Genomic DNA, 19917 nt, shown 5'->3' on the forward strand with positions numbered 1-19917 from the left:
CTCGCGCTCTTCGGGGGTCGACCGCAAATGCCAGTCCGCGTCATCAAGAAGTATCCGAACCGTCGTCTCTACGACACGCGCATCTCGAGCTACATCACCATCGAGGATGTGCGCCAGCTCATCGTCGAAGGCGAAGAGTTCGAAGTGCGCGACGCCAAGAGCGGCGAAGACCTCACCCGCTGCGTGTTGCTGCAGATCATCGCCGAGCACGAACAGGACGGTGAGCCGATGCTGTCCACGCAGTTGCTCAGCCAGATCATCCGTTTCTACGGGGATTCGCTGCAGGGCTTCATGGGCAACTACCTCGAGCGCTCGATGCAGATGTTCCTCGAGCAGCAACAGCAATTCCGCCAGCAGATGAGCGGGCTGATCGGCCAGGCGCCCTGGACGATGCTCAACCAGCTGACCGAAAAGAACCTCGAGATGTGGAAGGACTACCAGCAGGGACTGGTCGGCGGCATGGGCCGCCCCGCGGCTTCGCCGCGTCCGCCGTCGAAGGAAGAGAAAGACAAATCGCGCGCGTAAGGCGCGCGTCACGCGGGGTGCGTTGACGCACCCCTGCCGGGCTGGCACGCTGCCGGCCTGTTGCACTGCACCATCCACGGGAATCCCATGAACAAGCGCGTGGCCGTCGTGACCGGCGGCATCGGCGGTCTCGGCACCGAGATCTGCAAGACCCTCGCCCGTGCCGGGCGCACCGTCGTCGCCGCCGACCTCGGCGCGCGCGAAGACCGCATCGCGCAGTTCCGCGAAGACGTCGCGGGGCTCGACGTGCATTTCGAAGCCGGCAACGTCGGCGACTTCGATGCCTGCGCCGCCCTCGTGCGCAAGGTCGAATCGCAACTCGGCCCGATCGACATCCTCGTCAACGCCGCCGGCATCACCCGCGACACCACGCTGCGCAAGATGGAGCGCACCGACTGGGACGCGGTGATGAACATCAACCTCGACGGCGTGTTCAACATGTGCCGCCACGTCATCGACGGCATGACGACGCGCGGCTTCGGCCGCGTGGTCAACATCAGTTCGGTGAACGGCCAGACCGGCCAGTTCGGCCAGACCAACTACTCCGCCGCGAAGGCCGGCATGCACGGCTTCACGATGGCGCTGGCGCGCGAAGTCGCGCGCAAGGGCGTCACCGTCAACAGCGTGTCGCCGGGCTACTGCGAAACGGCGATGGTGATGGCGGTACCGGAGGACGTGCGCGAGAAGATCGTCGCGAGCGTGCCGGTCGGCCGACTCGGCAAGCCGAGCGAAATCGCGCGGACCGTCGAGTTCCTGACGAATGACGAAGCCGGATTCATCACGGGGGCGAATATCCCGGTGAATGGCGGGCTGTTCATGAGCTTCTGACGAAAAGGAAAAGGGAAACGGGAAACGAAGAGCGGGAAACGGGAAGGTAGTCTCTGCTTCGGCTGAAGGTCCCGTCGGCCGAAGCGAACGTTTCTTTCCCGTTTCCCGCTTTTCGTTTCCCGCTCTTCGTTACTGCGCCGTCTCGCAGAACTTCTTCCGATACTCCATCGCCTTCGGCATCAACGCCTGCAGGTTCTGGATGCGCGTGCCCGGGTTCGGGTGCGTGGAGGAGAATTCCGGCGGCGCTTCGCCGCCGCTGGCCTGGCCCATGCGCTCCCACAACGGGATCGCTTCCTTCGGGTTGAAGCACGCCGCGGCCGCGAGCATCAGGCCCATCTCGTCGGCCTGCGTTTCCTGCTTGCGCGCGTAAGGCAGCGCACGGCCGTAGCCGTACACGGCCATCACCGCCTGCATCTGCGACTGGTCCATGCCGCTCATCGCGCCGGCCATCTGGCCCATTTGCGCGAGTTTCTGTTCCGACATGCGCTGCGCGCCGTGGCGCAGCAACGCGTGCGTGATCTCGTGGCCCATCACCACCGCCATCGCGTCCTGGTTCTGCGCGACGGGCAGCAGGCCGGTGTACACCGCCATCTTTCCGCCGGGGAGGCAGAACGCGTTGACCTGCTCGGATTCGAGCAGGTTCACGTCCCAGTCGAAGGTCTTCTCGATGTGCGGCGCCGTCAGCCCGTGTTCGGCGGCGAGCGAGTCGGACACCGGGCCGATCTTCGCGATCAGGCGCGATGCGATGTCGCGCACGGCTTTCGCATTCGGATCGTTCGGCGAGACGGGGCGTTCGGTCTGCAGCAGTTCGTCCCACGCCTGCAGGCCGAGTTGTTTCTCGTCCTCGGGCGAAATGTTCTTGTCGATCAGCACGGTTTCGCCGGTCAGCGCATCGGTGCTGCGATTCGATATCCAGTAGTACCCCGCGTAACCCGCGAACAACAGCAACACCCACCAGCGGATGCCGCCGAATCCCATGCCGCGCCGACGCGGCTGTCCCTGGTTGCCATACGGATCGGTCGCCATTCCCAAGCTCCTTGCAGTCGGGGGCGGATCAGAGCTCGCGCACGAGGCGGAACCCGAGCCGCGCGTTGGTCGTGTCGCCATCCGTCGACAATCGCCAGGCCGAGCGCACCTGCGCCGGTGCGCTCGCCCACGATCCGCCACGGATCACGCGCTGGCGGCAGCCCGGGTTGACCCACGGCTGGCCGTCGGCGGGGGCGCGTCGATAGCCTTCGTGCCAGCAGTCGGCGACCCACTCGCTGACGTTGCCGCTCAGGTCGTGAAGGCCGAATGCATTGGACGGGAAGCGGCCGGCCGGCGACGGACCCCAGAAGCCGTCCCCGTAACCCTCGAACGCGTTGCGCCACCGGCGTCCCGTCGGCGAGCGATCGTGCCCGCCGGTGAGGTTGCCGGCGAAGGACGGCGGAACGCGAGAGGCCCACGCGAGGCTCCCCTCGCTGCCCGCGCGCTCGGCGTATTCGAATTGCGCTTCGCTCGGCAGGCCGTAACGCTCGCCGGTCTGCTGCGACAGCCACTGCGCATACGCTTCGGCATCGCGCGCGCTGACGTGCAGCACCGGCATGTCGTCGCGCGCGGGCTTGCCTTCGAAGTCGTGGCGCCAATCCACGCCGCTGCGACGCACGAGGTTGCCGGTGCGCTCGGCGTACACGATCGAATGCCCGCGCCGCACCGCGCGGCTGCGATAGCCGGTGGCCTGCACGAAGCGGCGGAATTCGCCGACGGTGGTTTCGGTGCGCGACATCGCGAAGCCGCGATCGAAGCGCACGTAGTGCAGCGGGCGTTCGGACGGCGACGCGCCCTCTTCACCATCGCGCGCGCCCATGCGGAAGCCACCGTGCGGCACCACCACCATCGGCGGCCCGCGCGTGCCCGCGCGCAACGCATCGGTGAACACCTGCCCGGCGCGGAACAGGCCGTAGTGCGCGACCTGGTCGATGCGCGCGCGCAGTTCCGCCGCGGCCGGGTCGCCGGGCGCGGCAATGCGCAGCATGTCCGACAGCGTGCGGCGCGCCTGCGGCAGGCCGTTCTCGCGCAGCGACGCGGCCATGCCCTGGTCGAGCAGTTCGCGCACGCGCGCGCGGCGTTGCATCGCGATGCGCTGGCGGGCGTCTTCGACCGTCTCCATGCCGGGGCGCACGCTCGCGGCGGACTGCAGCCAGCGTTCGGCGCTTGCGAAGTCGTTCTTCGATGCGGCCTCTTCCGCGCGGCGGATCAGCGCGCTTTCGACCGCGGCGATGCCTTGCGCCGCGCGTGCGTCGCCGGGGCGGCGTTCCATCGCTTCGCGGAAGTATTGCAACGCGCCGCGTTCGCCGGGCGCGTCGCCGAGACGTCCGGATTGCAGCTCGCGTTCGCCGCGATGATCCAGCTGCATCGACTGATCCGCGCGATCGATGCGCGTCAGGTACGCGCGCATCGCCGGGTCTTCGTGCGCCGCGGTGCGGCCGACTTCGCCGACCTGGTGCGCGCGCACCAGGCCTTCGGGATCGCTGTCCATGCGCGCGAGCGCGGCGTCGCCTTCGGCGATGAGCGCGGCGTTCGCGCGTTCGCGCAGTGCGGCGACGCGCGGATCGTCCGGCATGCGCGCATGCAGTTCGAGCAGCAACGGGATCGCATCGCGCGGACCGCCGAACAGGCGCAGCTCGCGCAGCGCGGTCTCGGCTTCGGCGATGACTTTCGGTTCGTCGCCTTCGGCGATGAAGACCTGCGGCGGCTGCCACGCGGGCACCACCACGGCGCCTTCGCCGCTGATGGTGACCAGCGGATTGCGCGCAGCACCGTCGGGCCCCGTGTCGGGCGCGCCGCGCTTGCCGTCGCAGGCCGACAGCGCGCAGGCCGCCGCCAGGACCGTGCCCGCAAACAGCGGCATCGCGAGTGACAGGAGCCGGGAGGCAGGGGCCGTCGTACGGGAAGCCGTCATGAAGGTCCGTGGGGGTGCGCCGCGACGATGATAGTCTGGCGGTCATTCCTTTTCACAAGCCTGTCCGTGCACCACTGGATTTCCGACCCCGCCGACCTCGCGGCGCGACTGGCACACCGCCCCGCCCGCGTGGGCCTGGACACCGAGTTCATCCGCGAACGCACGTACTGGCCGCAACTGGCACTCGCGCAGCTCGCCTTCGACGGTCCCGACGGCGCGCCCGTCGTGCTCCTCGCCGACACGCTGGTGCCCGGCATGAATGCCGCGCTCGTTCCGCTGCTCACCGATCCGGAAGTGCTCAAGGTGATGCACAGCGCTTCGGAGGACGTCGTCGCGTTGAAGCGCGCGTGCGGCGTCGCCCCCGCGCCGCTGTTCGACACGCAGATCGCCGCGGGCCTCGCGGGCATCGGCGCGGGCATGGGGTACCAGAAGATCGTGCAGGAAATGCTCGGCGTGACGCTCGAGAAAGGCGAGCAGCGCTCGGACTGGTTGCGACGCCCGTTGTCGGATTCGCAACTGCATTACGCCGCGCAGGATGTCGTGCATCTCGATGCGCTATATCGCGCGTTGTCCGAACAACTCGACGCACTCGGTCGCCGCGCGTGGCTCGACGAAGACAGTGCGCGCCTGTCGCAGGGCGCGGACGAGAACGGCGATCGCTGGCCGCATCTGTCGTTGCGTGCCGCGCAGTTCCTCGACACCGACGGCCAGCATCGCCTGCTGCGATTGCTGCGCTGGCGCGACGCCTACGCACGCACCAGCGACCGCCCGCGCAGCTGGATCCTCGACAACGAACTGGCGACGCTGCTCGCGCGCAATCCGCCGATCGATCGCGACGGCCTGAAGCGCCAGCTCGATGCGATTCCGAAATCGCCGCGCAGCCTGGTCGATGCGCTGTGGGCCGCACTGGTCACGCCGCTCCCCGACGAAGCGGAAGCACCGCCGCCGCGCTCCGAGGAGCGCGACAAGGCCGCGCTGCGCCGCCTGCAGGACACGACCGCGGAGATCGCGCGCGAACTCGGCCTGCCCGACGGCGTCCTCGCCTCGCGGCGTTGGCTCGAAGCGCTGCTGGACGGGCACGACTGGCCCGGCGCGTTGTCCGGCTGGCGCCGCCAGCAACTCGAAGCGCGCCTGAAACCGTTGCTGGCCGCCGCCGGCAACTGAACGGGACGCGCCGCGTCGCGCATCGGCGATGCGGATCCCTTCACCCCGCTTGGCAGCCATCGACGCGCTCCGTATACTGCGCGACTTCGTGGGGCGGTAGCTCAGCTGGGAGAGCGTCGCGTTCGCAATGCGAAGGTCGGGAGTTCGATCCTCCTCCGCTCCACCACGAATCGAAAGGGCCGCGCAAGCGGCCCTTTTTTGTCCGCTCATCACGCGACTGTCACCGCCCCTTTACCAAAGCGGGCGTATTCACATCTCAGTTTGTCGCTTGGCTTTTCCCCCAACGCAGAACAAACGAGGTCGCGACCATGCGCAAAGCCCTTCCTTCGATGTTCCTGGTCGCGACGCTCGCGGCCTGTTCGCACGGCCCGACGATGAGCGCAGAGGACCGCGTGGCGCTCTACCGCCAGCACGCTGGCGAGCCCGTCGCGTCCATCACCCTCCCCGGCACCGGCATGCGGCAGTGGACACCGCTGGATGACCAGGTGCTTGCGGTGTGGGCGACGCCGACGACCGGCCACCTCGTCGAACTGCGCAATCCGTGCCCGCGCATGTCGAGTTCCCCGCGCCTGGCGTTCACCAATTCCATGGGCACGGTCACCGCGGGAATGGACAGCGTGGTCACGCGCGGCGCTACCGGATCGGTGGCGGGCGTCAACGCTTGTCGGATCGAGACGATCCGTCCGCTCGACGGCAACGCGATCCGCGAAGCCAAGCGTGAAATGCGCGAGTACGAGGCCATCGAACGCAGCGAGGCACCGCCGGAATGAACCGCAACGTAGCCAACGCCGTATTGCTTGCACTGGGCCTGGTCGCCGCTTCGGGATGCGCCACGCATACCTCGCCGTCGACCTTCAACCGCTCCGAGGTCGGCACTGCGCGCACCGTCGAATGGGGCACCATCGAGGCGATGCGCGACATCACCATCCAGAACGATGCACGTGGTGTCGCCACGTGGACCGGCGCCGTGCTCGGCGGCATCGCGGGCAGCACGCTCGGCAGCGGAACGCGCGCGAACACCGCGGGCGCAGTCGCGGGTGCAGCGGCGGGTGGCGCGGCGGGAAGCGCGATGGGGCGCGGCGCGCGCCCCGGCGTCGAGATCACCGTTCAACTCGATGCGGGCCGCACGATCGCCGTCACGCAGGAAGGCTCGGCCAACGATTTCCGCGTCGGCGATCGTGTCCACGTTTCGTCGGATGGAACAACCACGCGCGTCTCGCGTTGAGGGCGACATCATGCGCAAAGCGATTCCTGCACTCGTGCTCGTCGCCACGCTCGCTGCGTGCGCGACCGGCCCGACGCTGACCACGGAAGAGCGCCTCGCGTTGTATCGCGAGCACGCGGGCGAACCGACCGGTTCGTTCCGCCTCGAACGCATGCCCGGCATGCAGAACTGGACGCCGCTCGGCGACCAGGCGCTGGCGGTGTGGACGAGCGCGAACCGCGGTCATCTCCTCGAACTGCGCAGCCGATGTTCCGGCCTGGGCCCCGCCGCGCGCATCTCGATCACCAACTCGATGGGCGTCGTCGGCGCGCGACTGGACAGCGTGGTCGTGAGCCCTGCCGCTGGCGCCATGGCCAGGTCGTGCCGCATCGAAACGATCCGCCCCATCGACGGCACGGCGCTGCGCGAAGCCAAGCGCGAACTGCGCGAAGCGCAATACATCGAACGCAGCGAGGCGCCACCGGAAGAGACGCCCTCGACCTGATGGCGATTCGCTCCGCGATCCTCGCGCTCGTTTTCCTGTGCGCCGGCAGCGCCTACGCGCAAAGCTGCGTCAGCGACGAGGATTGCCAGGACGGTTCGTGGTGCAACGGCATCGAACGTTGCGAAGGCAATCCCGGCAACCAGATGTGCATGCCCGCGCCGCGCCCGATGTGTTCGGCGAAGAAGGCATGCGACGAAGCTGCGAAGACGTGTCGATCGCTCGATCCATCGCGCCTGCAACGCAAGTGCGCGAAGGGCGAAACGTGGAGCGGCGACGACGGCAAGTGCATTGCGAAACCGCCGCGTTGATGCAGGCGCAAGGTCGTTGATGCAGGCGCACTGACGTTGATGCAGGCGTAAGCTCCGGGCGTGCAAGTCCTCCCGACCATCCGCCTCGCCACCACCGCCGATGCGCAGGCCATCGCCGCCCTCTCGCGCGACGCCATCGAACACGGCCTGCGCTGGCGCTACACGCCCGCACGCATCCTCGCCGCGATTCGCAGCAGGACCACCAACGTGGCGGTCGCGCATGCGAACGACGAGATGCACGCGTTCGCGATCATGGATTACGCCGACACGACCGCGCACCTCGTGCTGCTCGGCGTGCAGGCGACGCAGCGGCGCCGCGGCTTCGGGCGCCACCTGCTCGCGTGGCTCGAAGACGCGGCGCGCGTGGCAGGCATCGAACGCATCGACGTCGAATGCCGCGCGGACAACCCCGGCGCGATCGCGTTCTATCGCAACCAGGGCTACCGCGTGCAGGACGTCGTCGCGCGGTACTACGACGCGCGCATCGATGCGGTGCGCCTGGCGAAGACGTTGCGCACGCCCGCCGTCTGAGGCACCGGTTGCCACGGCATTTGGCGGCGCGCGAAAGCAGCCGTACCATCGCCCGATGCGCCTGCCCACCCTGATGTTCGGCACCCTCGCCCTCCTCGCTGGCTGCGCCACCGGAGGCCCGTCCATGTCGACCACGTCGCCTGCGTCGCCCACGTCGCGCGTCGATGCGCTGATGCAGGACTACGCAGGCCACGGCCCCGGCGCTTCGGTGCTCGTCGTGCGCGATGGCGAGGCGATCGTGCAGCGGAGCTACGGCTTCGCCGACCTCGAAGCGAACACGCCGGTGACGCCGCAGACCAACTATCGCCTCGCGTCGGTCAGCAAGCAGTTCACCGCGGCGGCGATCCTCCTGCTCGCGCGGGACGGCAAGCTGTCGATCGACGATCCGGTGCGACGCTGGTTGCCGTCGCTGCCGGCGTCCGACGATGCGATCACGATCCGTCACCTGCTCACGCACACCTCGGGGCTGATCGACTACGAAGACCTGATGGATCCCGCCGACACCTCGCAGATCCACGACAGCGGCGTGCTCGCGCTGCTCGCGAAGGAATCGAAGCACTACTTCGCGCCGGGCACGTCGTATCGCTACAGCAACAGCGGTTACGCGCTGCTGTCGCTGATCGTCGAGCGAGCGTCGGGCCAGCGTTACGCGGACTTCCTGCACGCGCGCATCTTCGCGCCGCTCGGCATGCGCGACACCGTCGCGTACGAGGACGGCATCTCGACCGTCGCCCATCGCGCGTTCGGCTACACCTTCGAGGATGGCCGCTGGCAGCGCACGGACCAGAGCACCACGAGCGCAGTGCTCGGCGACGGCGGCATCTATTCGTCGATCGTCGATCTGCAGAAATGGGACGCCGCGCTCTACGACGAACGCCTGCTCCCGCGCGCGATGTGGACGCAAGCCTGGACGCCCGCGACGAAGACCGACGAAGCCGACGTCGAATACGGCTTCGGCTGGCGCATCACCGGCGAGACGGTGTGGCATTCCGGCGAAACGGTCGGCTTCCGCAACGTGATCGTGCGCTGGCCGCAGCGGCATCTCACCGTCGTCGTGCTCACCAATCGCAACGATCCGGAGCCCTACGCGATGGCGAAGCAGATCGGTGCGTTGTTCCTGGACGGATCCGCCGTGGACGCATCAGCGAATGGGGACGTCGTAAGCCACGCCCGGTGACGGTTCCGGATCCAGCGTGAAGTGCCACCACTCCATCGGATAGTTGCGGAAGCCGCCATACTCCATGGCGTCGCGCAGCCGATGGCGGTTCTCGCGTTGCGCGTCCGTGGCTTTCGGCGAATCGGTGTTGGCGAGCGTGTCGAAGAAGTCGAACGTCGTGCCCATGTCGAGCGGCTCGCACGCGGCAAGGTGCGCATCGCATTGCAGCAGCGTCAGGTCGAGCGTCGCGCCGCGGCTGTGGCCGGACGTCGGCGCGATGTAGTCGCCCAATAACGCGGGCTTGTCGAACGTGGGGTAGTACGCGGCCTTCGTCGTGCCGTCTTCCGGCGCATGCGCCCATTGCACGAAACGTTGCACCGCGCGCACCGGCCGGTAGCAGTCGAAGAGGCGCAGGCGCAGGTGCTCTTCGCGCAACGCGAGTTCGACGCGCGCGAGCGCTTCGGCCGCCGGGCGCAGCAGGAAGCAGCGCGCCGCGTCGTAGCCCTCCACGCGCGCGCCGGTGAAGTTGTTCGCGCCCGCGTAGCGCATGTCGAGGTCGATGTCGGGCACCAGCGCGCGGATGTCGACGAGGCCCGCGGCCTCCGGCGTGGTCGCCGTGGAAATCGTCGGGCCTTGCGGCGTACTCGCGCATGCCGCCAGCGCAAGCGCGCATGCGGCGGCCATCCAACGCAACGATGCCGTCATCGGCGCTCCTCCCCTCGTGTCCGCCTACGTTAGCGCGAGGCGGGCACGGCGGGGAGTGCGCGGGGACGGTCAGGGAACGACGCCCCACGCCGACGACACGGTCGACACATGCATCTGCGTCGCCGCATTGCCCGACAGCCAGACCGTGTTCGAACCGGCGGCCTGGTTGCGCCACAGCACATCCGACTTGCGGTCGCCGTTGTAGTCGCCGATCGCGACGATGCGCCACGCCAGGTTGGTGATGCTAGGCGGGAACATCCGCGTCGCCGCATTGCCCGAGAGCCAGATCACGTTGCCGCCGGTCGTGCCGTTGCGCCAGAAGATGTCGGCGATGCCGTCGCCGTTGAAGTCGCCGACGCCTCCCAGCTGCCACGGAGGGACGAGGGCCCCCACCGCCTGCGGGAGGGATGCCGAACCGCTGCGCCAGATGACGTTGCCGCCGGTCACCGTGTTGCGCCACAGCAGGTCGCTGCGCCCGTCCCGGTTGAAGTCGGCCACGGCGACGATGCGCCACTGCAGGTTGGTCACCGACGTCACGTACATCTGCGTCGCGCCGTTGCCGGACAGCCAGATCGTGTTGAATCCGCCGGCGTCGTTGCGCCACACGATGTCCGCCCGACGGTCGGCGTTGAAGTCGCCGACGCCCATGATCTTCCATTGCAGGTTGCCCACGGTCGACACGCCGGTCTGCGTCGCGGCATTCGCGCCGCGCCAGATCAGGTTGGTGCCGGTCGCCGAGTTGCGCCACAGCAGGTCCGCCTGCCCGTTGTTGTCGAAGTCGCCGACGCCCACGATGCGCCATGCCACGTTCGGCACGGTGGTCACGCCCTGCTGCGTCGCCGCGTTGGCCGATCGCCAGATCGTGTTGTAGCCGCCCGTCGTGTGCCGCCACGGCAGATCGGAACGGCCATCGTTGTTGAAGTCCGCGTACGCGCGATAGGTCGGCGTCGTCACCGCCGCGCACGTGCTGTTGCACGCATCGCCGTTGAGGGTGTTGCCGTCGTCGCATTGTTCGAGGCCTTCGGTGCGACCGTTGCCGCAAGTCGCCGCGGGGACCGTGCCGACCTGGCCTGCGTTGTTGCGCGGGGCCGGCGTGCCGAAGCGGAAGTCGTTCGCGCTGTTGTCGGTGTCGTCCTGTCCTTCCAGGGTCGTCGTCGATCCAGGAACGCCACCGCCGCCATAACCGTCGTCGGGGATGCCGGCGAAGATGTCGAGCCTGCGGACCACCGCGCGTCCCGCAAGCAGCCCGCCGCCGGTGGCGTTGAAGGGCACGCCCACGCCCGCGCTGCCTGCGGTGTAGTTGCCCCATGCGACGCAATCGATCGTGTCGGCGTAACAGATCTTGCCGCCCGCACGCAGGAGCTGCGGCGTCGTCGTGAAGTCCGGTTGCACGTTGAAGAACGTGCGCGCCTCGGGCGTTGCGATCAGGATCTTCGCCTGGGCCATGCCATTGGCCACGTTCGACGGGAAGGTGAACGTGGACGTCGCCTGGCCGGCCGCGTTGTAGTAGGTGAAGCGATGGGTACCAAGGAGGTTTTCCCCGTTCGCATACATCTGCAACACGATGTACTGCGCGTTGGGGGATGCCGCGGTTCCCGGGAAGATCTCGACGATCTTGACGAGGTGGAAGGTCGCCTGCGCGGATCCGATCATGCCCACCAGCGCCATCGCGCCGGCCAGTGCGCCGAAGCGCAGCGTCGATCCGAATCGCCGCCCCGTCTTGCGTGCCTGCGTACCCATGTGCCGAACTCCTGGCCCGACCTGCACCTGCATACCGGCAGGTGCGGGTCGGGTTCAAAGTTCGCGGGCGCAACTCAGGGCACGACCGCCCACGGCGCCAGGAGCGCCGACACCGCCTGTTGCGTCGAGCCGTTGCCCGACAGCCAGATCGTGTTGCCGCCCGAACTCGCGTTGCGCCACACCGCATCCGACCTGCGGTCGCCGTTGAAGTCGCCGATCGCCACGATGCGCCATGCCTGGTTGGTGACGGTCGCCGCGTAGATGGGCAACTGCGCGTTGGCCGAACGCCAGATGATGTTGCCGCCACCGGTGTGCCGCCAGAAGATGTCGGAGAAGCCGTCGCCGTTGAAGTCGCCGACGCCAACCGCCTGCCACGCGATTCCGACGGTGGTCACGTACTGCTGCGTGGCCGAGCTGCCGCTGCGCCAGATCGTGTTGGCGCCGGTGGCCACGTTGCGCCACAGCAGGTCGCTGCGTCCATCGCGGTTGAAGTCGCCCACGCCGACGATCCGCCATTGCAGGTTCGTCACCGTCGTCACGTGCATCTGCGTCGCGGCATTGGCCGACAGCCAGATCGTGTTGGCGCCGGTCACGTCGTTGCGCCACACGATGTCGGAGCGCCGGTCGGCGTTGAAGTCGCCGACACCCACGACCTTCCATTGCTGGTTGGGCACGGTGGCCAGGCTGGTCTGCGTCGCTGCGTTCGCCGAGCGCCAGATCACGTTGACGCCGTTGCCCGAGTTGCGCCACAACACGTCGGCCACGTTGTTGTTGTCGAAATCGCCGATCCCGACGATGCGCCACGAGAGATTGCTGACGGTCGCCAATGCGATCGACGAACCCGAGTTGGCCGAACGCCAGATCCTGCTGACGCCGGTCTGCATGTTGCGCCACGGCAGGTCGGAACGTCCGTCCGCATTGAAGTCGGCATAGGGGCGATACGCCGGAGGCGGAGGCGGAGGCGGAGGCGGCGCCGCGGTCACGCGGATGATGCCGGACATGCCGACACCGCCCGGCGCGCCATGGATTTCGCAGAAGTAACGGATCGTGCCGGCGGTCGGGAACCTCACCACGGCAGTCCAGGGGTCGGTGCTGGGGTCGCCGTTGTTGCCGTCGCATCCGACGGCACAGCGGAACGATGTGATGGAACCATTCTCCGAACGCACGTTGTGCAACCCGCCGCCGTTGACGAAGGTGACCGTGTCGCCGGCGACGATGGTGAGATCGTTGGGCGAGAACGTCATTGGATTCGCCCGCACCGTGTGATTGGCCGCCGACACGGTCGCAGGCAACGTCAGCGCCGGGACGGCCCCCAACATCGCGCAGGCAAGCGCCCACGCCAGCCACCTGCGGGTCCTGTTGAACCTGTGCCGCTCCATCCGGGTATCCGTGCGCATATGCCGACCTCGTCTTTTCGCGTGATGAGTGCACTGCTGCTCGCCGCAGCGCCCTTGGCGGCCGTGGCCCAGTCCGACGTCATCCGGAACGACGAAGTCCTCGATGGCGACCGGCTCGAAGCGTGGGCCATGCATTACATGACTGCCTCGACGCTGATGACCGCTTTCGGCCCGACCCCCGCGCTCGCACCCGGCCAGTGGGAAGTGGCCGTCGAACTGGGTGAAGTGCCGCACCTCAATGCCGAACAAAGGGTGGTCGGGTTCAACGGGGTCAAGAACGAGGACCTGAACAAGTCGCCGGTCTTCGGCCGAGTGCGCGGGTTCATCGGCCTGCCGTGGGGGTTCGTCGGCGAGCTGGCGTGGACGCCACCGGTCGAGATCGATGGCGCGAAGCCGCGCGACCTGTGGGCCGCGGCGCTGTCGAAGCGCGTGGTCGACAAGGACGGCATCGTCGTGTCGCTGCGCGCGTTCGGGCAACACGGCGCGGTCGTCGGCGACGTCACCTGCCCGGCCGCGCTGGCGGGGGTCCGGGACTTCGTCGCGAACCCCTACGGTTGCGAAGCGCCGTCGAGCGACACGCTCCATCTGAACTATTACGGCCTCGAATCCACCGCCGCGCTGCAACACGGAGCGTGGACCTGGCACCTCACCGGCGGCATCGTGCGCATGGAGAACGAAGTGCAGGTCGATGCGCTGACCTTCGGCTTCCGCGATCGCTCGCGACTCACCGCCACCGACGACGTCGGTTACCTCGCCTTTGGCGTGGGCCGCGCACTGCCGAACGGCTGGGGCCTGGCGGCCGAAGTGCTGTACGTGCCGCTGACCGTGGTGCGGCCGACGACCGACTCGCCGGACAACGATCCGATGCTCTCTTTCCGGCTGCAGGTGCGCTACGCGTTGGACGCGCGTTGACGACGCCGCGTTGACGCGCCTGCGCGCGCAAGCCCGCGACAATGGGCGATGCCTGCCGCCCTCGTCTGGTTCCGCGACGACCTCCGCCTCGACGACCAGCCTGCGTTGCAGGCGGCGCTGGCGCAGGAGTACGCGCCGATCCCGGTGTACGTGCATGCACCGGAGGAAGAAGGCGATTGGGCGCCGGGGGCGGCGTCGGATGCGTGGCGGCGACGTTCGTTGCAAGCGCTGGATGCGGCGCTGCGCGCACGCGGCTCGCACTTGACCTGCGTGCGCGGGCCGACGCTTGCGGCCTTGCAACGCCTCGCGTCGGCGACCGGCGCAGAAGCGATCTTCTGGACGCGCCGCTACGAACCCGCGATCGAGCGTCGCGACACCGAGTTGAAGCGCGCGTTGCGCCGCGCGGGCCTGCACACCGAAAGCCACAACGGCGCGTTGCTCGTCGAACCGTGGGACGTCGCGACGAAGGCCGGCGATCCGTACAAGGTCTTCACGCCGTTCTTCAAGGCCGCGATCGCGCGCATGCGCACGCCGCGGACGTGGGATGCGCCCGCGCATCTACCGCCCGTGGCGTTCGATGATGCTGCTGCGCACGCGATCGATGCGCCCGCGATCGATGCGCTCCTGCCCGCGCCGAAACACGCATGGAATCGCACGTTCTGGTCGCACTGGACACCCGGCGAACAAGGCGCGCGCGACGCACTGCGCGCGTTCGTACCGAAGGTTGCCGCATATCCCGAAGGCCGCGACCTCCCGGCGATGGAAGGCACGTCCTGCCTCTCACCGCATCTCCATTTCGGCGAAGTCTCGATCGCGCGCGTCTACGCCACGATCGCGCAGTCCGATGCGCCGAAGGACGCGCGCATCGCGTTCCTGCGCCAACTGTTCTGGCGCGAGTTCGCGCACCACCTGCTGCACCACTTCCCGCGCACGACCGACCACAACCTCGATCCGCGTTTCGACGATTTCGATTGGGCGCGCGTCGACGATGCGCAACTCGATGCATGGAAGACCGGCCGCACCGGCATCCCTATCGTCGACGCCGGCATGCGCCAACTGTGGCACACCGGCTGGATGCACAACCGCGTGCGCATGCTGGTCGCCAGCCTGCTGACCAAGCACCTGCGCATGCACTGGTTGCATGGCGCGCGGTGGTTCCATGACACGTTGGTCGATGCGGACCTCGCCAACAACACGCTAGGCTGGCAATGGGTCGCGGGCACCGGCGCGGATGCGGCGCCCTACTTCCGCATCTTCAATCCGACGTTGCAGGCGAAGCGATTCGATCCCGACGGCGCGTACGTCCGCACGTGGGTGCCGGAACTCGGCACGCCCGATTATCCGCCACCGATCATCGACCTCGCGACCGCGCGCGAGGCCGCACTCGCCGCCTACGCGCGGCGCTGAGCGCCGAACTTCGCGTCGACGTAGTCGTCGATCATCGCGACGAACTCCTGCGCGATGTTGTCGCCGCGCAGCGTCTTCGCTTTCTCGCCGTCGATGAACACCGGCGCGGCCGGCGCTTCGCCGGTGCCGGGCAACGAGATGCCGATGTTCGCGTGGCGCGATTCGCCGGGGCCGTTGACGACGCAGCCCATCACCGCGAGCGTGAGGTTCTCCGCGCCCGGGTGGCTGATCTTCCATTCCGGCATCTTCTCGCGCACGTGCGTCTGCACGACCTTGGCGAGTTCCTGGAAGAACTCCGACGTCGTGCGCCCGCAACCGGGGCATGCGGTGACCATCGGCGTGAACGCGCGCAGGCCGAGCGTCTGCAGCAGTTCCTGCGCGACGATCACTTCCTGCGTGCGCGACGCGCCGGGTTCCGGCGTGAGCGAGATGCGGATCGTGTCGCCGATGCCTTCCTGCATCAGCACCGCGAGCGCGGCGCTGGAGGCGACGATGCCCTTGCTGCCGATGCCCGCTTCGGTGAGGCCGAGGTGCAGCGCGTAGTCGCCACGCGTGGCGAGTTCGCGATACACGGCGATGAGTTCCTGCACGCCGCTGACCTTCGCGCTGAGCACGATGCGATCGGCGGGAAGGCCGAGTTGCACGGCGCGCTCGGCGGAGTCGAGCGCGGAACGGATCAGCGCCTCGCGCAGCACGCGCGCGGCATCCCACGGCTCGGCGCGCGCGTGGTTCTCGTCCATCAATTGCGCAGCGAGCGCCTGGTCGAGCGAACCCCAGTTCGCGCCGATGCGCACGGGCTTGTCGTTGGCGATCGCAAACTCGATCAGCTGCGCGAACTGCACGTCCTTCTTCTTGCCGAAGCCGACGTTGCCCGGGTTGATGCGGTACTTCGCGAGCGCACGCGCGCACGCCGGTTCGCCGGCGAGCAGCTGGTGCCCGTTGTAGTGGAAGTCGCCGATGATCGGCACGTGCACGCCCATCATCTCGAGCTTCTCGACGATGCGCGGCACGGCGGCCGCCGCTTCGGGCGTGTTGACGGTGACACGGACGAGCTCGGAGCCCGCGCGCCAGAGTTCGGCGACCTGCTTCGTCGTCGCGGCGACATCGGCCGTGTCGGTGTTGGTCATCGACTGCACGACGACCGGCGCATTGCCGCCCACCGCGATGCCGCCCACACGCACCTGCCGCGTGTTGCGGCGCGGCGACGGGCCGAACATGTCGGCGCAGGGAAGCGGAAGGACGGAGGCGTTGGCGGCAGGCATCGACGGCTTGCTTGATAGGGGCACCCGCATTCTACCGTGCGTGACCCGAACGCCCGCCTGCGCTACCGTGTCCCGCCGCCTCCGGCCCCCGCATGCCCCGCGACGACGCCCGCCAGGTCCTGTCCCCGAGCCAGCTCAATGCGCTGGCGCGCGACCTGCTGGAAGGCAGCTTCCCGTCGGTCTTGGTGGAAGGCGAGCTCGGCAACCTCTCGCGGCCCGGCTCCGGGCACCTGTATTTCACGCTGAAGGACGCGCGCGCCCAGGTGCGCTGCGCGCTGTTCAAGCCGAAGAGCCAATGGCTGAACTTCGTCCCGCGCGAAGGCCTGCGCGTGCTCGCGCGCGGCCGCCTCACGCTGTACGAAGCGCGCGGCGACTATCAGCTCATCCTCGACTCGCTGGAGGAAGCCGGCGAAGGCGCGTTGCGCCGCGCGTTCGAGGAACTCAAGCAGAAACTCACCGCCGAAGGGTTGTTCGACACGGAGCGCAAGCGACCGCTCCCTGCGTTCGTGCGACGCCTCGCGGTGGTGACGTCGCCTTCCGGTGCAGCGGTGCGCGACGTGTTGAGCGTGTTGTCGCGCCGTTTCCCGCTGATGCATGTCGACGTACTGCCGGTGCCCGTGCAGGGCGAAGGCGCGCCGGCGCAGATCGTCGCGATGCTGCAACGTGCGTATCGATCCGAGCGTTACGACGCGATCCTGCTCGCGCGCGGCGGCGGCTCGCTCGAGGATCTGTGGGCGTTCAACGACGAGCGCCTCGTGCGCGCGATCGCGCAATCGCCGGTGCCCGTGGTGTCGGCGATCGGACACGAGACCGACTTCAGCCTCAGCGATTTCGTCGCCGACTTGCGCGCACCGACGCCGTCGGTGGCGGCGGAACTGCTGGCGCCGAGTCGGCACGATCTTGCGTTGCGGTTGCAGGGATTGCAGCGGCGTTCGTCGCGCTTGATGTCGCATCGATTGCATCGTGATGCGCAGCGCGCGGATCGTGCGGCGTTGCGATTGCATGCTTTGCGGCCGCGCGCGCGACTGGATTTGCTTTGCCGGCGCCAACTGGAAGCGCAGCGTCGCCTCGATCATGCGTTCCGCAAGCAACTCGAACGCCTGCATGCACGGTTGCGCCATGCCGACGCGGTGTTGCGGACGATGGCGCCGAAGCGGCGGATCGCCCTGCTCCGCCAGCGGCTGGAGTCGCTGCGGCCGCGCCCCCAGGCAGCGATCATGCGGCGGTTGCGGCATGACCAGGTGCATCTGCGCGGACTCGCGCGATCGATGGAAGCGGTGAGCCCGTTGAAGACGGTGGCGCGTGGTTACGCGATCCTGCAGCACGAGGATGGGCGAATCGTTCGCAGCGTGCAGGATGCGCGGGTGGGCGATCGCGTTTCGGCCAGGCTGGGCGATGGGCAGTTGCCGTTGAAGGTGATCGCGCCGGACGAGTAAAAAAGGGGGTCAGAGCACCATTTCGCTCGGCGAAATGGTGCTCTGACCCCCTTTTTTGCTCAGACGTCGCGAACCACCAACAGCCGTTCTTCCGTCATGTCCCGGATCGCGCTGCGAATCCCCTCGCGCCCCAGCCCCGACAGCTTCACCCCGCCATACGGCATGTTGTCGACGCGGAAGCTCGGCACATCACCCACGATCACGCCGCCGACTTCCAGCGCATCCCACGCGCGCATCGTGTGCGCGAGCGAGCCGGTGAACACGCCGGCCTGCAGACCGAAGTCGCTGTCGTTGACGCCGTTGATCGCGTCTTCGAAATCGTCGAACGGTTCGAGCAACGCCACGGGGCCGAATGCTTCCTTCCGATAAAGGTCGCTCGTGCGCGGCACGTTCTCGAACAACGCCGCGGGCACCATGTTCTTCTTGCGATTGCCGCGCACGATCGCCTTCGCGCCGCCGGCGACGGCCGCATCCATCCACGCCTCGATGCGCTTCGCGGCTTCCTCGTCGACCATCGGGCCGATGAAGACCTTCTCGTCCTTCGGATCGCCCATGCGCAGTTTCGACACCGCCTCGCCGAACTGCTTGCGGAACTTCGCGTACAGCGACTTGTGCACCAGGATGCGCTGCACGCTGATGCAGCTCTGGCCCGACTGGTAGTACGCGCCGAACGCCATGCGCTCGATGACCTTGTCGAGCGGCTGGCCCGGATCTTCGTCGACGATGCACGCGGCATTGCCGCCAAGTTCGAGCACGACTTTCTTGCGGCCCGCACGCGCCTTGAGGTCCCAACCGACGAGGCCGCCGGTGAAACTCAGCAACGCGATGCGCTCGTCCTCGACGAGCAGGCTCGCGTCTTCGTTGGAGCACGGCAGGATCGAGAACGCGCCACGCGGCAGATCCGTCTCCGCGAGCACCTCGCCGATGATCAGCGCGCCGACGGGCGTCTTCGCCGCGGGTTTCAGCACGAACGGACAGCCCGCCGCGAGCGCAGGCGCGACCTTGTGCGCGACGAGGTTGAGCGGGAAGTTGAACGGCGTGATGAACGAGCACGCGCCGATCGGCACGCGCTTGACCATGCCGCGATAGCCGCGCGTGCGCGGGGAGATTTGCAGTTCGATGGTCTCGCCTTCGCTGCGCGTGGCTTCGCCGGCGGCGATGCGGAACGTGTCGATCAGCCGCGTCACTTCACCGCGCGCATCGCGGATCGGCTTGCCGGCTTCGATGCACAGCGCGAGCGCGAGTTCTTCCTGGCGCTCGGTGAAACGGCGCACGCAATGCTCGAGGACGTCGCGGCGCTTGTCCGGCGGAAACTCCGCCATCGGTCCGCGCGCCTTGTGCGCGGCAACGATGGCCTTGCGAATCAGCGTCGCGTCGGCGAACCCGACGCGCGTGGCGCGCTCACCGGTGAACTTGTCGAGGACGTCGAGTTCGGAGGCGCCCGCGATGGGCGCGTTCGCCAGATAGCAGGGGTAGTGCTTGTCCAGAGCGCGTTTCGCGAGTCCGTGCTTCTGCTTCGCCATGTCTGCCTCATGGAGCAATTCCTTCGCGCCATAGTGCAGCCCGACTGTCGCAATGCCAATCACGCGAAGCTGAGCAGGGCATCGATGGGGTCGCGAACAGCATCGTTGAGGTGGCGAAGCGCATCCGTGGGGTAGCGGAGGGCATCGATGGGGTTGCGGAGGGGATCGATGGGGTTGCGGAGGGCGTCGCATCAGGTTGTGACCGGCATCGATGGGGTTGCGAAGCGCATCGATGGGGTTGCGAAGGGCTTCGATGCGGTTGCGATGGGCATCGGCAGGGTTGCGACGGGCATCGTTGGGGTTCCCAACCGGATCGTTACGGGTCGCGACCCTCGTTTCCCCTGGGAGGAAGCGCTCCTGGGAGCGGCTGAGC

General features: G+C 68.0%; 19 protein-coding genes and 1 tRNA gene. 13 read left to right on the top strand and 7 right to left on the bottom strand.

Annotated features, from left to right (window positions below; all coding sequences use genetic code 11):
* The first annotated feature begins 27 nt into the window (after nt 1-27).
* Complete coding sequence (gene phaR / locus LK996_RS02660) at nt 28-525, top strand: polyhydroxyalkanoate synthesis repressor PhaR (RefSeq protein ID WP_230525628.1); 498 nt, start codon at nt 28-30, stop codon at nt 523-525.
* Nucleotides 526-612: 87 nt separating this feature from the next.
* On the top strand, nt 613-1353 hold the full coding sequence (gene phbB, locus LK996_RS02665) for an acetoacetyl-CoA reductase (RefSeq protein ID WP_230525629.1): 741 nt from the start codon (nt 613-615) through the stop codon (nt 1351-1353).
* Between the two features lie 129 nt (nt 1354-1482).
* On the opposite strand, the gene LK996_RS02670 is transcribed toward phbB, so the two are convergent.
* Both LK996_RS02670 and LK996_RS02675 read right to left on the bottom strand, forming a co-directional pair.
* Complete coding sequence (locus LK996_RS02670; RefSeq protein WP_230525630.1) at nt 1483-2379, bottom strand: M48 family metallopeptidase; 897 nt, start codon at nt 2377-2379, stop codon at nt 1483-1485.
* A 28-nt stretch (nt 2380-2407) separates the two neighbouring features.
* Nucleotides 2408-4243: a formylglycine-generating enzyme family protein gene (locus LK996_RS02675; RefSeq protein ID WP_230525631.1), complete on the bottom strand. Its 1836-nt coding sequence runs from the start codon at nt 4241-4243 to the stop codon at nt 2408-2410.
* 117 nt (nt 4244-4360) lie between these two features.
* Between LK996_RS02675 and rnd the strand changes: the two genes are divergently transcribed.
* The 8 genes from rnd (at nt 4361) to LK996_RS02715 (ending at nt 9183) form a co-directional block, all read left to right on the top strand.
* Entirely contained in the window at nt 4361-5458 is a 1098-nt protein-coding gene (gene rnd, locus LK996_RS02680; RefSeq protein ID WP_230525632.1) for a ribonuclease D, read from the top strand.
* Nucleotides 5459-5548: 90 nt separating this feature from the next.
* Nucleotides 5549-5624 (top strand) — tRNA-Ala (locus LK996_RS02685).
* A 142-nt stretch (nt 5625-5766) separates the two neighbouring features.
* The gene (locus tag LK996_RS02690) at nt 5767-6228 is read left to right on the top strand and encodes a DUF6491 family protein (RefSeq protein WP_230525633.1); all 462 of its coding nucleotides are present in this window, start codon (nt 5767-5769) and stop codon (nt 6226-6228) included.
* Complete coding sequence (locus tag LK996_RS02695; protein WP_230525634.1) at nt 6225-6683, top strand: outer membrane lipoprotein; 459 nt, start codon at nt 6225-6227, stop codon at nt 6681-6683. The genes LK996_RS02690 and LK996_RS02695 overlap by 4 nt, the downstream gene beginning before the upstream one ends.
* A 10-nt stretch (nt 6684-6693) precedes the next feature.
* Nucleotides 6694-7167, top strand: coding sequence for a DUF6491 family protein (locus tag LK996_RS02700; protein WP_230525635.1), 474 nt, complete (start codon nt 6694-6696; stop codon nt 7165-7167).
* A complete protein-coding gene (locus tag LK996_RS02705; protein WP_230525636.1) occupies nt 7167-7475 on the top strand; it encodes a hypothetical protein in 309 nt (102 codons plus the stop codon). Before LK996_RS02700 ends, LK996_RS02705 begins: the two co-directional genes overlap by 1 nt.
* A 60-nt stretch (nt 7476-7535) precedes the next feature.
* The gene (locus tag LK996_RS02710) at nt 7536-8006 is read left to right on the top strand and encodes a GNAT family N-acetyltransferase (RefSeq protein WP_230525637.1); all 471 of its coding nucleotides are present in this window, start codon (nt 7536-7538) and stop codon (nt 8004-8006) included.
* A gap of 124 nt (nt 8007-8130) precedes the next feature.
* Complete coding sequence (locus LK996_RS02715) at nt 8131-9183, top strand: serine hydrolase domain-containing protein (protein ID WP_230525638.1); 1053 nt, start codon at nt 8131-8133, stop codon at nt 9181-9183.
* Here LK996_RS02715 and LK996_RS02720 read toward each other — a convergent pair.
* The 3 genes from LK996_RS02720 to LK996_RS02730 form a co-directional block, all read right to left on the bottom strand.
* Nucleotides 9148-9867 carry a M15 family metallopeptidase gene (locus tag LK996_RS02720; protein ID WP_425493695.1) on the bottom strand — a complete coding sequence of 240 codons (720 nt, stop codon included), beginning with the start codon at nt 9865-9867 and terminating at the stop codon, nt 9148-9150. The genes LK996_RS02715 and LK996_RS02720 overlap by 36 nt on opposite strands.
* 69 nt (nt 9868-9936) lie before the next feature.
* A complete protein-coding gene (locus LK996_RS02725) occupies nt 9937-11607 on the bottom strand; it encodes an FG-GAP-like repeat-containing protein (protein WP_230525639.1) in 1671 nt (556 codons plus the stop codon).
* Nucleotides 11608-11681: 74 nt separating this feature from the next.
* Nucleotides 11682-13139 (bottom strand): FG-GAP-like repeat-containing protein, encoded by a 1458-nt coding sequence (locus tag LK996_RS02730; RefSeq protein WP_343225844.1) that lies wholly within the window; start codon nt 13137-13139, stop codon nt 11682-11684.
* On the opposite strand from LK996_RS02730, the gene LK996_RS02735 reads away from it, so the two are divergent.
* Both LK996_RS02735 and LK996_RS02740 read left to right on the top strand, forming a co-directional pair.
* Complete coding sequence (locus LK996_RS02735) at nt 13029-13916, top strand: hypothetical protein (RefSeq protein ID WP_230525641.1); 888 nt, start codon at nt 13029-13031, stop codon at nt 13914-13916. The genes LK996_RS02730 and LK996_RS02735 overlap by 111 nt on opposite strands.
* A gap of 48 nt (nt 13917-13964) precedes the next feature.
* Nucleotides 13965-15323 carry a cryptochrome/photolyase family protein gene (locus LK996_RS02740; protein WP_230525642.1) on the top strand — a complete coding sequence of 453 codons (1359 nt, stop codon included), beginning with the start codon at nt 13965-13967 and terminating at the stop codon, nt 15321-15323.
* On the opposite strand, the gene ispG is transcribed toward LK996_RS02740, so the two are convergent.
* Nucleotides 15308-16540, bottom strand: a complete 1233-nt coding sequence (gene ispG, locus LK996_RS02745) for a flavodoxin-dependent (E)-4-hydroxy-3-methylbut-2-enyl-diphosphate synthase (protein WP_230526813.1) — start codon at nt 16538-16540, stop codon at nt 15308-15310. The two genes, LK996_RS02740 and ispG, sit on opposite strands and share 16 nt — an antisense overlap.
* A 137-nt stretch (nt 16541-16677) precedes the next feature.
* Here ispG and xseA point away from each other — a divergent pair, with 137 nt between their 5' ends.
* Nucleotides 16678-18021 (top strand): exodeoxyribonuclease VII large subunit, encoded by a 1344-nt coding sequence (gene xseA, locus LK996_RS02750; RefSeq protein ID WP_230525643.1) that lies wholly within the window; start codon nt 16678-16680, stop codon nt 18019-18021.
* A gap of 59 nt (nt 18022-18080) precedes the next feature.
* Here xseA and LK996_RS02755 read toward each other — a convergent pair whose 3' ends face one another.
* Nucleotides 18081-19544, bottom strand: a complete 1464-nt coding sequence (locus LK996_RS02755) for an aldehyde dehydrogenase family protein (protein WP_230525644.1) — start codon at nt 19542-19544, stop codon at nt 18081-18083.
* Nucleotides 19545-19917 lie beyond the last annotated feature (373 nt).

This window comes from Noviluteimonas lactosilytica (assembly GCF_020866925.1).
In the GTDB taxonomy this organism is placed as follows: Bacteria; Pseudomonadota; Gammaproteobacteria; order Xanthomonadales; family Xanthomonadaceae; genus Noviluteimonas; species Noviluteimonas lactosilytica.

Excerpts from the sequence above, each read along its gene's own strand:
- phaR (WP_230525628.1), top strand. The coding sequence starts at position 28 with ATGCCAGTCCGCGTCATCAAGAAGTATCCGAACCGTCGTCTCTACGAC.
- phbB (WP_230525629.1), top strand. The coding sequence starts at position 613 with ATGAACAAGCGCGTGGCCGTCGTGACCGGCGGCATCGGCGGTCTCGGC.
- LK996_RS02670 (WP_230525630.1), bottom strand. The coding sequence starts at position 2,379 with ATGGCGACCGATCCGTATGGCAACCAGGGACAGCCGCGTCGGCGCGGC.
- LK996_RS02675 (WP_230525631.1), bottom strand. The coding sequence starts at position 4,243 with ATGCCGCTGTTTGCGGGCACGGTCCTGGCGGCGGCCTGCGCGCTGTCG.
- LK996_RS02690 (WP_230525633.1), top strand. The coding sequence starts at position 5,767 with ATGCGCAAAGCCCTTCCTTCGATGTTCCTGGTCGCGACGCTCGCGGCC.
- LK996_RS02695 (WP_230525634.1), top strand. The coding sequence starts at position 6,225 with ATGAACCGCAACGTAGCCAACGCCGTATTGCTTGCACTGGGCCTGGTC.
- LK996_RS02700 (WP_230525635.1), top strand. The coding sequence starts at position 6,694 with ATGCGCAAAGCGATTCCTGCACTCGTGCTCGTCGCCACGCTCGCTGCG.
- LK996_RS02705 (WP_230525636.1), top strand. The coding sequence starts at position 7,167 with ATGGCGATTCGCTCCGCGATCCTCGCGCTCGTTTTCCTGTGCGCCGGC.
- LK996_RS02715 (WP_230525638.1), top strand. The coding sequence starts at position 8,131 with ATGTCGACCACGTCGCCTGCGTCGCCCACGTCGCGCGTCGATGCGCTG.
- LK996_RS02720 (WP_425493695.1), bottom strand. The coding sequence starts at position 9,867 with ATGACGGCATCGTTGCGTTGGATGGCCGCCGCATGCGCGCTTGCGCTG.
- LK996_RS02725 (WP_230525639.1), bottom strand. The coding sequence starts at position 11,607 with ATGGGTACGCAGGCACGCAAGACGGGGCGGCGATTCGGATCGACGCTG.
- LK996_RS02735 (WP_230525641.1), top strand. The coding sequence starts at position 13,029 with ATGAGTGCACTGCTGCTCGCCGCAGCGCCCTTGGCGGCCGTGGCCCAG.
- LK996_RS02730 (WP_343225844.1), bottom strand. The coding sequence starts at position 13,139 with ATGCATGGCCCACGCTTCGAGCCGGTCGCCATCGAGGACTTCGTCGTT.
- LK996_RS02740 (WP_230525642.1), top strand. The coding sequence starts at position 13,965 with ATGCCTGCCGCCCTCGTCTGGTTCCGCGACGACCTCCGCCTCGACGAC.
- ispG (WP_230526813.1), bottom strand. The coding sequence starts at position 16,540 with ATGTTCGGCCCGTCGCCGCGCCGCAACACGCGGCAGGTGCGTGTGGGC.
- xseA (WP_230525643.1), top strand. The coding sequence starts at position 16,678 with ATGCCCCGCGACGACGCCCGCCAGGTCCTGTCCCCGAGCCAGCTCAAT.
- LK996_RS02755 (WP_230525644.1), bottom strand. The coding sequence starts at position 19,544 with ATGGCGAAGCAGAAGCACGGACTCGCGAAACGCGCTCTGGACAAGCAC.